Below are 14,310 nucleotides of genomic sequence, written 5' to 3'. Positions count from 1 at the left end.
TCGTCAACTCGGTCGCCGCGGCGCAGAGCAAAGGCCAGGGGACGACGTGCCCGCCCCCTGGCCTTCGCACCCGCGCCTAGGGTCGCGGGATGTTCCTGAGGTTGCTCCTGGCCATCGCCACGGCCTCGCCGACCCCGCCGTTGAGCACGACCTTCGACATCGCCAGGGCGAAGCCACCGATCTGGGCTCCGGTGATCTCCGGGGGAAGCGACAGCGCCCTCGGGTCAGTGACGACGTCGACCAGCGACGGCCCCCTGTGGGCGATCGCCTCGCTGAGCGCCGCCTCGACGTCGCCGGCCGCGGTGACCCGCCGCGCCTGGAAGCCGAGGCTCGCGGCGAGCGCGGCGTAGTCGACCTCCGGCACGTCGACCCCGAAGTCGGGCAGCCCGTCGACGAGCATCTCCGCCTTGACCATTCCGAGGGTGGAGTTGTTGAACACGAGCACCGTCAGCGGCAGCTCGAGCGCCTTCACGGTGAGCAGCTCGCCGAGCAGCATGCCCAGGCCGCCGTCGCCGGACATCGACACGACGGGCCGCTCCGGGTCGGCCAGCTGCGCGCCGATCGCCTGCGGGAGCGCGTTCGCCATGGAGCCGTGCAGGTAGGACCCGAGGGCGCGGCGGCGGGGCGAGGTGTGCAGGTAGCGCGCCGCCCACACGTTCGTCATGCCGGTGTCCGTCGTGAACACGGTGTCCTCCGGCGCCACCCGGTCGAGGACGCTGGCGACGTACTCGGGGTGGATCGGGACGAGCGAGGCGACGTTGGACGCGTAGGCTCCGACGGTCCCCGTCATGATCTTCTCGTGCTTCTTGAGCGTCCTGTCGAGGAAGCGGCGATCGGACTTGCGGCTCACCAGCGGGGCGAGCTGCCGGAGCGTCTCGGCGACGTCGCCGTGGACGGGCACGTCGACCGCCGCCCGTCGCGAGATCGCAGCCGCGTCGACGTCGACCTGGGCGATGCGGGTCTTGCCGTCGGAGGGCAGGAACTGCTGGTAGGGGAAGTCGGTGCCGAGCAGGATGAGCAGCTCGGCGTCGTGGATGCCCGCGTGGGCGGCCCCGTAGCCGAGCAGGCCGGTCATGCCGACGTCGTAGGGGTTGTCGTGCTGGATGAAGTCCTTGCCACGCAGGCTGTGACCGATCGGGGCGTTGACGGCCTCGGCGAGGGCGACGACCTCGTCGTGGGCCCCCTCGACGCCCGCGCCGGCGAAGATCGCGACCGTGTCGGCTGCGTTGATCGCGTCGGCGAGCGCGCGCACGTCCTGCGGCGAGGGGTGCAGCACGGAGGTGGCGGCGGGCCGGAACGGAACAGGCGTGCCGACCGACTCCTCACCCGCGAGGTCGCCGGGGAGGGTGACGACGGCGACGCCGGGGGCCGAGCTGGCCTGCCGGATCGCCTCCGCGAACACCCGGGGGGCCTGGGCGGGCGAGCTGACCAGCTCGCGGTACGAGGAGCACTCGACGAAGAGCCGGTCGGGGTGGGTCTCCTGGAAGTAGTGCGCGCCGATCTGCACCGTCGGGATGTGGCTGGCGATCGCGAGCACGCGGGCGCGCGACCGGTGCGCGTCGTAGAGCCCGTTGATCAGGTGCAGGTTGCCCGGCCCGCAGCTGCCCGCGCAGACGGCGAGCTTGCCCGTGAGCTGGGACTCCGCCCCGGCCGCCCAGGCCGCGGCCTCCTCGTTCCTGACGTGGATCCAGTCGATGCCGCCCTTCGCCGAGCCGCCGCTGCGCCTGACGGCGTCGACGATCGGGTTGAGGCTGTCGCCGACGATCCCGTAGATGCGGTGGACTCCGGCGTCGATCAGCTGCTCGACGATCTGCTCGGCCACGGTGTGTGCCATCTGTGTCCCTCCCTGGGTGGGTCGGCCGGGTCCCGGCCGACGCGATCGTGCCCCCGGCCGGTCGGCCGGGGGCACACGTTCTACTGCTCCTCGTGGACGTTCGGGTCACCGCCGAAGAGCCGCCCGTCGGGGCGCCCGAGGGCCGTGACCGCGCTCACCTCGTCCGGGGTGAGCGCGAGCGACTCGGCGGCGAGGTTCTCCGCCTGCCTCGACGGCGTCGCCGACTTCGGCAGCGGGAGCACGCCGCGCTCCAGGTGCCAGCGCAGGATCACCTGCGCCGGGGTGATCCCGTGCGCCTCGGCCGCGGCGACGATCGCCGGCTCGTGGTACGGGGCGCTGCCCTTGCCCAGCGGGCTCCATGCCTGCGTGAGGATGCCCTGCTCGGCGTGGTATTCGACGAGCGCCTCCTGCGGGAAGTACGGGTGCAGCTCGACCTGGTTGACGGCGGGGAGCACGCCCGTCTCGGCGACGAGGCGCTCGATGAAGGTGCGCGTGAAGTTGGAGACGCCGATCTCGCCGACCCTGCCGTCCTTCTGCAGCTCGACCATGGCCTTCCAGCTGCCGGTGTAGCGGTCGACGCTGGGGTTGGGCCAGTGGATGAGGTACGAGTCGATGCGCTCGACGCCGAGCCGGGACAGCGAGCCCTCGACCGAGCGCATGGTCTCGTCGTAGCCGTGGTCGCGGCCGGGCAGCTTGGTCTGGATGATCAGCTCCCCGCGGGGGACGTCGGCACGGCGGATCGCCTCGCCGACGGCGCCCTCGTTCTCGTAGTTCACCGCGGTGTCGATCAGTCGGTAGCCGGTGGCGATGGCGCTGAGGATCGCCTCCACCCCCTCCTCGCCGGTCAGCGGGTAGGTGCCGAAGCCGATGCGGGGGAACGAGGTGCCGTCTGCGAGCTGGTACTGGGGGAAGCCGGTCATGCCGCCGAGCCTACGCCCCGGCGCACCGGGGGAACCAGCCCTGTTCGCCCAGCTCGAACGCGGCCGCGGCGCGCAGGGGCCGCCGCCGGCGCTCCACTAGCGTGGACGCATGACTGCCAGCACGGGTCCACGGGCCGAGAAACGAGCCATCATCAGGGAGCACCACGGCGACAGGGTCGCCGACCCGTACGAGTGGCTGAGGGATACCGACTCCCCCGAGGTCGTCGCCCTCCTCCAGGCGGAGAACGCCCACACCGACGAGCGCACGGCCGGGCTGGAGGCACTGCGGCGACGCGTGTTCGACGAGATCAGGTCCCGGACCCTGGAGACCGACATCTCGGTCCCCCAGCGCATCGGGCAGTGGTGGTACTTCACCCGCACGAGGGAGGGCGCCCAGTACGGCATCAGCTGCCGGACCCCGGCGGCAGGCCCCGACGACTGGACTCCCCCCGCCGTCGACCCGGCGACGACGCTCCCCGGCGAGCAGATCGTGTTCGACTCGAACGAGGCGGCGCTCGGGAACGACTTCTTCGCCCTCGGCTCCTTCGACATCTCCGCGGACGGCCGCCGGCTGCTCTACGGCGTCGACACGGCCGGGGACGAGCGGTACACGCTGCGGGTGCGCGACCTGGCCAGCGGCGACGACCTGCCCGACGAGGTCGGCAACACCTTCTCCGGCGCGGTGTTCTCCCCCGACGGCGCGCACGTGTTCTACACGACCGTCGACGACGCCTGGCGTCCGGACACCGTGCACCGTCACCGGGTGGGCTCCGCGGAGCCGGACGTCGTCGTCCTCCATGAGCCGGACGAGCGGTTCTGGGTGGGCGTGGACACGACCAGGTCGCAGCGGTACATCCTGTTCAGCGTGTCCAGCTCCGTCACCAGCGAGTACCGCTTCCTGCCCGCGACGACGCCGACGGCCGAGCCGCGAACGCTGTGGCCTCGGCGGGAGGAGGTCGAGTACGACGTCGAGCACGCCGTCATCGGTGGCGAGGACGTGTTCCTCGTCACGCACAACGACGGGGCGGAGGACTTCGAGGTCGTCGCCGTCGACCCGGACGCGCCGGGGACGGGACCGGCCGACGCGCGCGTCGTCGTTCCCCACCGGCCCGGCGTCCGCATCGAGGACGTCGAGGCGTTCGCCGACCGGCTCGTCGTCTCCTCGCGCAGGGAGGGCCTGACCCGGATCGCCGTCGCCCGCCTCGCCGGCGTGTCGGACGTCGCGCTGATCGCGGTCGAGGAGGTGGTGTTCCCCGAGCCGCTGTACACGGTCGGCACCGCGGGGAACCCGGAGTGGACGGCCCCGCTCACCCGGCTGAGCTACACCTCCATGGTGACGCCGCGCAGCCTGTTCGAGCTGGACGCGGTCAGCGGCGAGCTCACTCTGCTCAAGCGCCAGCCCGTGCTCGGCGGCTACGACCCCGACGACTACGAGCAGCTACGGGAGTGGGCGCCAGCCCCTGACGGCACGCTCGTGCCCATCTCGATCGTCAAACGCCGCGACACCGCTCTGCCCGCCCCGCTCGAGCTGTACGGCTACGGCTCGTACGAGCTGAGCACCGACCCCGGCTTCTCCATCGCCCGGCTGTCGCTGCTGGACCGGGGGGCCGTCTTCGCCATCGCCCACGTGCGCGGGGGCGGCGAGCTCGGCCGGTCCTGGTACGAGGACGGCAAGCGGCTGCGCAAGCGCACCAGCTTCACCGACTTCGTCGCCGCGGCCGAGCACCTGATCGCCCGCGGCTACACCGTCCCCGAGCGGCTCGTCGCGGAGGGCGGCAGCGCAGGCGGACTGCTCATGGGGGCCGTGGCGAACCTCGCGCCGACGACGTTCGCCGGCATCCTCGCCTCCGTGCCGTTCGTCGACGCCCTGACCTCGATCCTCAAGCCCGAGCTGCCGCTGACCGTGATCGAGTGGGACGAGTGGGGCGACCCGCTGCACGATGCGGAGGTGTACGACTACATCAAGGGCTACACGCCGTACGAGAACGTCGTCGACGGCGCCGACTACCCGCGCATCCTCGTGACGACGAGCCTCAACGACACGAGGGTCCTCGTCGTGGAGCCGGTCAAGTGGGTGCAGCGCCTGCGCGACGCCGGCGCCGACCCGCTGCTGCGGATCGAGATGAGCGCGGGACACGGCGGGGTGACCGGGCGCTACGACGCGTGGAGGGAGCGCGCCGAGGAGCTGGCCTGGATCCTCGACGTGCTCGGCCTGGCCGACGCGGTGCCCGCAGCGCACGCCGCACCGGCCATCGGCGCGGATGAGCCCGCCAGGGTGGGGTCGCCCGCCGCCGAGCCGTCCCCTCCGGAACCGCGCTGAGCGGACACGACGACGCCGGGACCGCATCACGCGGTCCCGGCGTCCTGTGTTCCCCCACGGTGCCAGCGCGTGATCGCCCGGTCCGGGGACGCGAGGCTCAGCCGAAGAGGATCGCGGCCTCGTCGTAACGGGCCTGCGGCACCTGCTTGAGCCCGGAGAGGGCGTCAGCGAAGGGCACGTTGACCAGGTCGGTCCCGCGCAGGGCGACCATCGTCCCCCATTCCCCCGCCATGACGGAGTCGATCGCGGCCATGCCCAGGCGCGTCGCCAGCACGCGGTCGTACGCGCTCGGCACGCCGCCGCGCTGGATGTGCCCGAGGACGGTCGCCCGCGACTCGATGCCGGTCATCCGCTCGATCTCGGGTGCGATGATCTCGCTGATGCCGCCGAGTCGCGGCCGGTTGAAGGCGTCGAGGCCCTTCTCCGAGTGCGGGGTCTCCATGGTGTTGAGCGTGAACCCCTCCGACACGACGATGACGGGAGCCCTCCCGCGGTCGCGGACCGACACGGCCCACGCCGCGATCTGGTCGATCGACTGCGGCTGCTCGGGGATGAGGATGGCGTGAGCACCGGCGGCCATGCCGGCGTGCAGCGCGATCCAGCCGACGTGGCGGCCCATGACCTCGACGACCATGCAGCGCTGGTGCGAGTCCGCGGTGGTGCGCAGCCGGTCGATCGCCTCGGTGGCGATCTCGACGGCGGTGTCGAAGCCGAAGCTGTAGTCGGTGGCTTCGAGGTCGTTGTCGATCGTCTTCGGGACGCCGACGATCTTCAGGCCCGCGTCGGTGAGGCGCTTGGCCGCCGCGAGCGTGCCCTCGCCGCCGATCGCGATGAGCGCGTCGATGCCGAGCCGGCTCATGGTGCCCTTGATGTTCTCGGGTCCGCCGAGCGGGCCCTCGAAGGGGTTCGTGCGCGAGGTGCCGAGGATCGTGCCGCCCTGCTTGCCGAGACCGCGGACGCTGTGCCTGTCCAGTGGCATCGTCAGCCCCTCGACGACGCCGCGCCAGCCCTCGCGGATGCCGATGAACTCCTGGTCGTGGATCCGCGTTCCCTTCAGGACCGCGCCGCGGATCACCGCATTCAGGCCGGGGCAGTCTCCGCCGCTGGTGAGCACGCCGATTCTCATGGGACTCCTGTCCGTCGATGGGGGTGCGACCGCGACCACTCCGCGGCCGAACGGGGCAATAATGACAATAGTGCCCCGGCGTGCGGGGCCGCACCCGAACAGGAGGACCCATGAGCGCAGCGGACATCGATCAGGCGAAGACGAGGGCCCTGCCCTCGACCGGCGAGGTCACCGTGTTCTCGACGCCGTGGTGCGGGTACTGCCAGCGCCTGACGGCCCAAATGGATCGGGCCGGGGTGGCCTATCGCACGATCGACATCGAACAGCACCCGGACGCGGCGGCCCTGGTCGAGTCGGTCAACGGCGGCAACCAGACGGTGCCCACCCTGCTGTTCGCGGACGGGACGGCGCTGACGAACCCCTCCCTGCACGAGGTGCAGCAGCGCATCGCCGCGGGCTGAGCCCCGGCGGCGCCCCGCCGCGCCTCAGCGGCGCCGGCCGGAGGCGCCACTGCCCGACGGCGCGGCGTCCGGCCGCGGCACCCTGACCACGAAGCCCGCGACGAGAAGCAGCAGCGGCACGGCCACCCAGACCGCGATGAGCAGCCCCGCGGAGTCGATCCGCTCGGCCAGCGGCGCGATGGGGTTCCACAGCACGATCGCGGGGAGCACGAGGGCCACCGCCCAACGCGGAGTACCCGACACCGCGTACCAGCCGATGATTGCTGCGAGGATCGTGACGAGGTACTCCCCCACCGTGCGCCAGCCCCCCTCGGGGACCAGCGCGATACTCGCCGCCGCCGCCAGCAGCCCGACGGCGATGCCCGGCCGGAACGTCTGCCCCTCCGAGGCGGAGCTCATCGGGAGATCTCCTGCTCGAGCAGGTGGAGCAGCGCACTCAGCTGCACCGAGTCCTGCGGGCCGGCCTCGCGCTGCTCGCCGTCGAGCGCCCTCGCTGCGAGACCCTGCTTGGAGTCGATGAGCTCGGCGATCTTCGTGTCGATCGTGTGCGCCGCGATGATGCGCCACGCCGTCACCGGCTCCGCCTGACCGATGCGGTGGACGCGGTCGATGGCCTGCGTCTGCTCGGCGGCCGTCCAGCTCAGCTCGGCGAGCACCACGTTGGACGCCGCCTGCAGGTTGACGCCGACGCCGGCGGCGGTCAGGGAGCACACCGCGACGGACACGCCCTCGTCGGTGTTGAAGGCGTCGATGGCCTCCTGGCGCGCGGGCGTGCTCTGGTCGCCGCGGATGGAGACGGTCCGCAGCCCCCGCTCGGCGAAGACGCGCTCGGCCTGGTCCATCACGTCGATGTGCTTGGCGAAGAACACGACCTTTCCGACGGAGCGGGCCAGCTGCGCCGTGTAGTCGGCGGCAAGCGGTGCCTTGGCCTGGCCGATGCGCCTGACCATGCTGAACACGTTCTCGCCGGAGGCCGAGCCGGAGCCGTCGTCCAGCTCGCCCTGGGCGACGAGGCGCATGATGTCGTGGTCGACGAGACCGCGGGCGGTGCGCTCGGAGCCGCGGGCGAGGATGATGCGCTCGTAGCTGGCGTACATCCGCTGTGCCATCTCTGTCTCCGCGGCGCGGATCGAGCGGCCGAGGTCGTCGTCCAGCTCGACCGGCAGGTCCGCGACGAGCTTGTCCGGCAGGTCGGCGGCCACGTCGATCTTCTTCCGCCTGACCACGCCCAGGTCGATGACGGCCTGGCGTGCCTCCGGGTAGAAGCCGTGGTCGGCCGGGGTCAGGCCCGTCTCGTCGAGCCGCCGGGCGAGCTCGGCGTTGGGGCGTTCCCCGTTCGTCCAGCCGAGGAACTGCCAGATGGCGTTGAAGTCCTCGACGTCGTTGATGAGCGGCGTCCCGGTCAGGGCGAGCAGGAGCGGGTTGTGGTCGGGGGTGCGCTCGCGGATGCGACGGCTGAGCGCGAGCACGTTCTGCGAGCGCTGCGAGCCGAGGTTCTTGATGAAGTGCGCCTCGTCGACGACCATTCCCCTGAACCCGTGGTCCCCGAGCCAGGACAGGTGCCGGTCGAGCACCTCGTAGTTGACGATGAGGACGTCCGCGAAGGCGTCCACGGTGTCGCCGTCGCCGTTGATCACACTCGCGACGCGCCCGGGGAGCCAGCGCTCCGCCTCGCGCGCCCAGTTCATCTTGACCACGTTGGGCACGACAGCCAGCAGGGGGAAGGCGCCGGAGACGCTCGCGGCGAGCAGCGACTGCGCGGTCTTGCCCAGTCCCGGCTCGTCGGCGAGCAGGAAGGTGCGGTGCCCCCGCTTGGCGGCCTCGACGAAGCGAGCCTGGTGCTTCATGATCTCGCGCCCGGCCGGCGCGAGGCGGTCGATGCGCGGGGCGTCGGGCAGCGTCATGCTGGCGGCGGTGCCGCCCGCGCCCGTCTCGAATGCCTTGTACAGCGGGCCCATGAGCTCCCAGCCGTCCAGGCGGCGGCGCGGCGCGGTCGGTGCGGCGGGCCTGAGGTCGGGGGCGAGGAACGGGGACGACCGCCGGTGGGCCTTCGCCGAGGGCGGCAGGACCTGCTTGGCGGCGAGCGAGGCGGGGACGCTCGGGGTCGGTGCCACCGGCGCCGTGGTGATGATGAGCTCGTCGTCGCTGAGCTTCGCACCGGACTCGATCAGCCAGTCGCGCCGCAGTTTCTGGGCGACGGGGCTCGCGGCCTGCTCGACCTCGAGGAGCGCGATGAGCGAGGTGTCCCTCGCCGCGATCTTTGCCAGGATCGTCGCCACCCCGTCGAGACGCTTGAGCAGCTCGGCCCGGGTGCCGTCGCTGATCTCGGTGTCGGCCTTGACCCGGCGGCGCTCCTCGCGGACGAGGAAGGCGATGACCTGGAACTTCGTCCGGTTGGTCGGGCCGACCTTGCCCTTCTGCGCCTTGGACTCGACCTCGCGGACCTTGCGGGCGAGGATCGGGATCAGTGGTGCGTCGTCGTCGTGGCGCGCGCTCGCACCGCGCGAGCCGTGGTGGCCGGATGAACGACGGTGGCCGGTGGGCGGCATGCTCCTCCTGAGCAGTGTGGGACCGGACGAGCCGGGCGTGCGGGTGCGCCTGTGACGCGGCGAGGGGGCGACCGGCTCCCCTCGAGTCGGTCGACGACCGCTCGGACGACGGCCGGGTGGCCGGCGACGGGCCGGGTCGTGGCTGACGCCGGTGGGCCGATTCGACCGCGACCGCCGTGGGCGCCGACGCCGGGCGTGATGCGGGGCGGACGGAACGACACGAGCGACCGTGAGAGGATCGCCGGGCCGAGCCGAGCCGCCGATGCGGCGGAAGGGAACGGACCGGGTGATCGGAGATCACGTCCCGCCGACGACGGGGGTCTCGCAGCGCGTGAAGCGCGACTCCCATTATGGCACGGGCCGGCTCTGACGCGCGCTGCCCCTCCGCGCGGCCCGGTCGTTCCCGGCTCAGGCCCGGTCGGCCACCCCGCTGTACCGGCGAAGCCGCAGCGAGTTGAGCACGACGAAGACGCTCGAGAACGCCATCGCCGCACCGGCGAGCATCGGCGTCAGCAGCCCGAGCGCGGCGACAGGGATCGCGGCGACGTTGTAGGCGAAAGCCCAGAACAGGTTGCCGACGATGATGCCCCGCATGCGTCGTGAGAGCAGGATCGCGTCGACCGCAGGCCTCAGCCCCCCGCCGACGATGGTGATGTCGGCCGCGCGCGCCGCCGCCGCGGTGCCGGTGCCGACCGCGATGCCGAGAGTCGCGCTGGCCAGGGCAGCCGCGTCGTTCACGCCGTCGCCGAGCATGGCCACGCGCTCGCCCGCGGCGACCGCAGCGGAGACCCGGGCCGCCTTGTCGGTCGGGCTCAGTTGGGCGTGCCACTCGGCCACGCCGAGCCGGTCGGCGACCGCCGCGACGGGTGACGGTGCATCACCGCTGAGGATCACGACCCGCACGCCGGCGGCGCCGAGCCGCGCCAGCACGGACGGCGTCTCGGGCCGCACCCGGTCGGCGAGGGCGAGCACGGCGACGGCCGCACCGTCGACGAGGACGAGCACGCAGCTCTCCCCCGCGGCCGCGGAGGCGTCGACCGCCTCCGCGAGCCGGTCGTCGAGCGTCGCGCCGCGCGAGCCTGCCGCCGAGGGACTGAGGATCGCGACGGGGGTGGCCCCCGCACGACCGCGCTCCCGCACCGTGGCACGGACGCCCTCGCCCGGCAGCACCTCGCAGTCCTCGACCTCGACGTCAGGCGGGACCGTCTGCACCGGCCCGGCCGGCCCGGCCGACCCGGCCGCGCCCGCCTCCGCCCAGCGCACCAGCGCGGAGGCAACGGGGTGGACGGCGAGGGACTCGACGGCACCGACGAGCGCGCGCAGGCGCCCCTCCTCCGCACCGTCGGCCAGGGCGGCCGCCGTCACGGTGACGGCCCCCTCGGTGAGGGTGCCCGTCTTGTCGACGTACAGGGTGGTGACGGCGCCGGCGTTCTCCAGCGCCTCCGGCCCCGTGATGGCGATGCCGAGCTCCGCCCCCCTGGCCGTGCCGACGACGAGCGCCACGGGAATGGCCAGACCGAGCGCGCAGGGGCACGCGACGATGAGCACGGCGACGGCGACCTCGACCGCGGTCGCCGCCCCGGCACCGGAGGCGAGCCAGCCCACGAGGGTCGCGGCCGCGACCACGAGCACGACGGGCACGAACACCCCGGAGACGCGGTCGGCGATCCGGGCGATCCGGGACTTCTCGCTCTGCGCCCGCTCGACCATCGCGGCGACCCTGGCCATCTCGGAGTCGTCGCCCGTCCGCGTCGCCCTGAGCGTCAGCACGCCCGAGGCGACGAGACTGCCGGCCAGGACGGTGTCGCCGACGGACACCTCGATCGGCAGGGACTCCCCCGTGACCACACTCGCGTCGACCACGCCGCCACCGGAGACCGCCTCGGCGTCCGCGGCCACCCGCTCGCCCTGGCGCGCGAGGAAGAGGTCCCCGACGGCGAGCTCGCGCACCGCGATCGTGCGGATCGCACGCCCCGCCGACGGGTCGGAGGGGTCGGGGTCGACCGGGACGGCGACGTCGGACGGCTGCAGGGCGGCGAGCTCGCCGAGCGCGGCCCCCGCGCTCCGCTTCGCCCGTGTCTCGATGCTGCGGCCGAGCAGCAGGAAGAAGGTCACGGCTGCGGAGACCTCGAGGTAGATCTGCGCACCGTGGTGGCCGGTCGCGATCACGCTCATCTCGTGGTGCATCCCCGGCACACCCGCACCGCCGAGGGTCAGGGCGTAGACGGACCAGAGGAACGCCGCGAGGGTGCCGATGCTGATCAGGGTGTCCATCGTGACCGCCCCGTGCCGTAGGTTCCGCACGGCGGCGCGGTGGAAGGGCGCCCCGCCCCAGACGACGATCGGGACGGTGAGCGCCAGGCACAGCCACTGCCAGAAGTCGAACTGCAGGGCGGGCACCATGCTCAGCAGCACGACGGGGACGGCGAGCACGCCGGTCACGATCGCGCGCCGACGGTACGGATCCGTCGTGGTGTCCGCGCGCGATGCCGCTCCGGCTCGGCGGCCGACTCGCTCCGGCACGCACGGGGCGATGCCGGGCGCCGCGCCCGGACCGCCCTGCTGTCCGCCGGGCATGGCTGAGCCCGTCGATGCGGGCGGCACAGGCGGTTCGACCGCCGACGCCGGCGCGGCCAGTCCGGCTGGTCCGGCCGGTCCGGCTGAGGGCGCCAGGGGCGTGGCGTCGTAGCCAGCCCGCGCGACGGCGTCGACGAGCTCGTCGACGGCGACCGTGTCGGGATGCTCGACGACCGCGTTCTCGGTGACGAGGTTGACGCGCGCCGTGACCCCGGGGATCCGCTCGAGGCGCTTCTCGACCCGGGCGACACAGCTCGCGCAGGTCATGCCCGTGACCGCGAGCGCGGTCTCGGTCACTCCGGGTCCGTGCCGAGCAGCGTGTACCCGGCCTCGTCGACGGCGGAGCGGACGGCGTCGTCCGGGAGCGGCGCGGTGCTCGTGACCACGGCGATGCCGGCCGGCACGTCGACGTCGACCCCGGTGACGCCGCCGAGGGCGGCGATCTCCTCGCTCACGCTCCGCGCGCAGTGCGCGCAGGTCATGCCGTCGATGCGATAGTTCTGTGTGGTTGACATGGTGACCTCCGCGACCACGATACCCCCCAGGGGTATCGGTCGCAAGGGCCGCGGAGCGAGATGTCCTGCCCGGGAACGTTGATCGGGGCGGTGGGTGGTGCGGGGCCGGCGCTGCTTGCAGCGGTGAAGCCGGTCGGTGAGAGCGTCGCGGCGTTCCTGCTCGCTGATGTGGAGCCGGGCGTGCGCCCACCCGTCGGCCATGGTCCGGTGGAAGCGTTCCACTTCGCGGTTCGTCTACGGCCAGGACGGCCGCCTGTGCCTCGGAGCGATCGATCGCACGCCGCACGCCCCTCGCCACCGGTCGGACCGGTGGTCGCGCCGCTGTCGGACAAGACCCACGCGATAGCGACCCCGTGGTCGGCGCACCACGCGACTGCGCGATGCAGCTCCGCGACGGCAGTGGCAGCTCCGTTCCGTCGTCAACGACGAGCCGAGCGACCTTCACGGTGGCGGGGAGGAGGCGCTGCGTCGGCGTGAGACATGGCGACTCAGACGCGGGCTCCGGCGGGAACGTCGCGAGCAAGCAGGATGGCAACGACTCCGAGGAGGGCTCCTGTGATGCGTCGCTGCCACACGGTCCATCCGGGTCGCCCCGTCAGGAAGCTCGCGATCGCGCCGGCACCGATGACGATGAATGCGTTGACGGTCACGCTGACGCCGATCTGGAGCAGCCCGAGCGTGACGCCTTGGACGACGTGACTCCCGAGGGCCGGGTCGATGAACTGCGGAATGAGGGTGAGATACATGATCGCGACCTTGGGGTTGAGCAGGTTGGTGACAAGGCCCATCCGGAACAATCGGCTGTCGCTGTCCCCGACCGGGTCGCTCAGCTCGAAGACGCCGGCACCGCCCCGGCGCAGCGCCTGCCATGACATCCACGCCACGTACACGACCCCAGCGGCCTTGAACCCGATGAAGAGCCACGGGACAGCGACGAACACGATGGCGAGACCGAAGTTGGCCATCAGCATGTAGATCACGAAGCCCACTGCCGTCCCGGCCAGGGACACCAGGCCTGCACGCCGACCCTGCCCGACGCTGCGCGAGGCGAGGTACATCATGTTCGGCCCGGGAGTAAGCACCATCACCAGAGCTGCAGCAGTCATGCCGAGCGCGGCCTGCGCGGAAACGGGGAACTCCATCACGAGGTTCGTCATGGCATCACCCTGATGTAATAGCTTTATGCATCTCAACCCTTACGGCGAGTACGCGGTCCTCCTTGCTCAATCGCTGGCCAACGACTGGCCGGCCGACCGCTCAGGCGTGGTCGCCCGCACGCGCGAGAACGGCATGACCATGCCCTTCCCTGAGCAGTCGGGGGATCACTCCCGGTGCAGAGACGTCATAGACCAGTGGCTGGGAGTCGTCGACGCGCAGAGCGCCGATGGCCGGGCCGCCCTGCTGAATGAGCAGATGGCGGCCGCATCGGCCTATCCGCGCCTGACCGACCACGATGGAGAGGGCTGGCACCTGCACTACCGCGACATCGACGACGATCTCTCGGTGGTCCTCCAATCGGTGATCGCCGTAGGGACAGCGCTCCACCTGACCACGCGTGGCATGAACCGCCTCGGGCGCTGCGCAAGCACACCCTGCCTGAACGTGATCGTCGACATCTCGCGCAACGGGACCCAGCGCTACTGCTCACCACGATGCGCTACCCGAGAAGCCGTTCGACGTCACCGCGCACGAGCCGAGCGGGGAGGATCGAGCACCGTGTCCGGTCAGAACAGCTAGGGCGTGTCTCCCATATGGTTCGTGATTGACGCGCGATTCTGGATGGGTGACTTTGGTTCTGGACTCTCGTACTCGCCGGTTGACGGACGCGCAGTGGGCGTTGATCGCCCCGCTACTGCCGTCGAACACGGGGCGGCGCGGCCATCCGTTCGGTGATGATCGTCGCGTCGTTGACGGGATCATCTACCGGTTCCGGACCTCGACGCCGTGGCGTGATGTGCCGCGGGCGGAGTTCGGTCCCTGGCAGACGGTGTGGAAGCGGCATCGCCGCTATGCCGGCGATGGCACTTGGGACCGGGTGCTGCAGGCGCTGCTGTCGCAAGCGGATGCG

The 14,310-nt window shown here is 72.0% G+C and carries 12 protein-coding genes; 4 read left to right on the top strand and 8 right to left on the bottom strand.

Annotation, left to right across the window (positions count from 1 at the left end):
• Window positions 1-76: 76 nt before the first annotated feature.
• Window positions 77-1,834 (bottom strand): pyruvate dehydrogenase, encoded by a 1,758-nt coding sequence (locus tag FM119_RS12120; RefSeq protein ID WP_087138414.1) that lies wholly within the window; start codon window positions 1,832-1,834, stop codon window positions 77-79.
• Between the two features lie 80 nt (window positions 1,835-1,914).
• Window positions 1,915-2,754 carry an aldo/keto reductase gene (locus FM119_RS12115; protein WP_087138413.1) on the bottom strand — a complete coding sequence of 280 codons (840 nt, stop codon included), beginning with the start codon at window positions 2,752-2,754 and terminating at the stop codon, window positions 1,915-1,917.
• Window positions 2,755-2,863: 109 nt separating this feature from the next.
• Between FM119_RS12115 and FM119_RS12110 the strand changes: the two genes are divergently transcribed.
• Window positions 2,864-5,074, top strand: a complete 2,211-nt coding sequence (locus FM119_RS12110; RefSeq protein ID WP_087138412.1) for a S9 family peptidase — start codon at window positions 2,864-2,866, stop codon at window positions 5,072-5,074.
• A gap of 97 nt (window positions 5,075-5,171) precedes the next feature.
• On the opposite strand, the gene FM119_RS12105 is transcribed toward FM119_RS12110, so the two are convergent.
• A complete protein-coding gene (locus FM119_RS12105) occupies window positions 5,172-6,200 on the bottom strand; it encodes a 6-phosphofructokinase (RefSeq protein WP_087138411.1) in 1,029 nt (342 codons plus the stop codon).
• A gap of 110 nt (window positions 6,201-6,310) precedes the next feature.
• Here FM119_RS12105 and FM119_RS12100 point away from each other — a divergent pair, with 110 nt between their 5' ends.
• Complete coding sequence (locus FM119_RS12100; RefSeq protein ID WP_087138410.1) at window positions 6,311-6,601, top strand: mycoredoxin; 291 nt, start codon at window positions 6,311-6,313, stop codon at window positions 6,599-6,601.
• 24 nt (window positions 6,602-6,625) lie between these two features.
• Here FM119_RS12100 and FM119_RS12095 read toward each other — a convergent pair whose 3' ends face one another.
• The 5 genes from FM119_RS12095 to FM119_RS12075 all read right to left on the bottom strand — a co-directional run bounded on the left by FM119_RS12095 (window position 6,626) and on the right by FM119_RS12075 (window position 13,399).
• Complete coding sequence (locus tag FM119_RS12095; protein WP_087138409.1) at window positions 6,626-7,000, bottom strand: hypothetical protein; 375 nt, start codon at window positions 6,998-7,000, stop codon at window positions 6,626-6,628.
• Entirely contained in the window at window positions 6,997-9,150 is a 2,154-nt protein-coding gene (locus FM119_RS12090) for a DEAD/DEAH box helicase (protein WP_087138408.1), read from the bottom strand. The genes FM119_RS12095 and FM119_RS12090 overlap by 4 nt, the downstream gene beginning before the upstream one ends.
• Window positions 9,151-9,558: 408 nt before the next feature.
• Entirely contained in the window at window positions 9,559-12,024 is a 2,466-nt protein-coding gene (locus FM119_RS12085) for a heavy metal translocating P-type ATPase (RefSeq protein ID WP_245827482.1), read from the bottom strand.
• Window positions 12,021-12,242, bottom strand: a complete 222-nt coding sequence (locus tag FM119_RS12080; protein WP_087138444.1) for a heavy-metal-associated domain-containing protein — start codon at window positions 12,240-12,242, stop codon at window positions 12,021-12,023. The genes FM119_RS12085 and FM119_RS12080 overlap by 4 nt, the downstream gene beginning before the upstream one ends.
• Before the next feature lie 488 nt (window positions 12,243-12,730).
• A complete protein-coding gene (locus FM119_RS12075) occupies window positions 12,731-13,399 on the bottom strand; it encodes a LysE family translocator (RefSeq protein ID WP_245827480.1) in 669 nt (222 codons plus the stop codon).
• A gap of 25 nt (window positions 13,400-13,424) precedes the next feature.
• On the opposite strand from FM119_RS12075, the gene FM119_RS12070 reads away from it, so the two are divergent.
• On the top strand, window positions 13,425-13,979 hold the full coding sequence (locus FM119_RS12070; RefSeq protein ID WP_087138407.1) for a CGNR zinc finger domain-containing protein: 555 nt from the start codon (window positions 13,425-13,427) through the stop codon (window positions 13,977-13,979).
• Window positions 13,980-14,025: 46 nt separating this feature from the next.
• The coding region (locus FM119_RS12065; RefSeq protein ID WP_179205330.1) for a transposase at window positions 14,026-14,310 on the top strand (285 nt) is incomplete at its 3' end.

The sequence above is a fragment of the Mycetocola reblochoni REB411 genome, from assembly GCF_900163835.1.
Lineage (GTDB): Bacteria > Actinomycetota > Actinomycetes > Actinomycetales > Microbacteriaceae > Mycetocola_B > Mycetocola_B reblochoni.
Note: the sequence above shows the minus strand (reverse complement) of the source record. Positions and strands in the feature narration are given on the sequence as shown.

Bases quoted from the DNA above. Each gene is read 5' to 3' on its own strand.
- FM119_RS12120 (WP_087138414.1), bottom strand. From the start codon at position 1,834: ATGGCACACACCGTGGCCGAGCAGATCGTCGAGCAGCTGATCGACGCC.
- FM119_RS12115 (WP_087138413.1), bottom strand. From the start codon at position 2,754: ATGACCGGCTTCCCCCAGTACCAGCTCGCAGACGGCACCTCGTTCCCC.
- FM119_RS12110 (WP_087138412.1), top strand. From the start codon at position 2,864: ATGACTGCCAGCACGGGTCCACGGGCCGAGAAACGAGCCATCATCAGG.
- FM119_RS12105 (WP_087138411.1), bottom strand. From the start codon at position 6,200: ATGAGAATCGGCGTGCTCACCAGCGGCGGAGACTGCCCCGGCCTGAAT.
- FM119_RS12100 (WP_087138410.1), top strand. From the start codon at position 6,311: ATGAGCGCAGCGGACATCGATCAGGCGAAGACGAGGGCCCTGCCCTCG.
- FM119_RS12095 (WP_087138409.1), bottom strand. From the start codon at position 7,000: ATGAGCTCCGCCTCGGAGGGGCAGACGTTCCGGCCGGGCATCGCCGTC.
- FM119_RS12090 (WP_087138408.1), bottom strand. From the start codon at position 9,150: ATGCCGCCCACCGGCCACCGTCGTTCATCCGGCCACCACGGCTCGCGC.
- FM119_RS12080 (WP_087138444.1), bottom strand. From the start codon at position 12,242: ATGTCAACCACACAGAACTATCGCATCGACGGCATGACCTGCGCGCAC.
- FM119_RS12075 (WP_245827480.1), bottom strand. From the start codon at position 13,399: ATGACGAACCTCGTGATGGAGTTCCCCGTTTCCGCGCAGGCCGCGCTC.
- FM119_RS12070 (WP_087138407.1), top strand. From the start codon at position 13,425: ATGCATCTCAACCCTTACGGCGAGTACGCGGTCCTCCTTGCTCAATCG.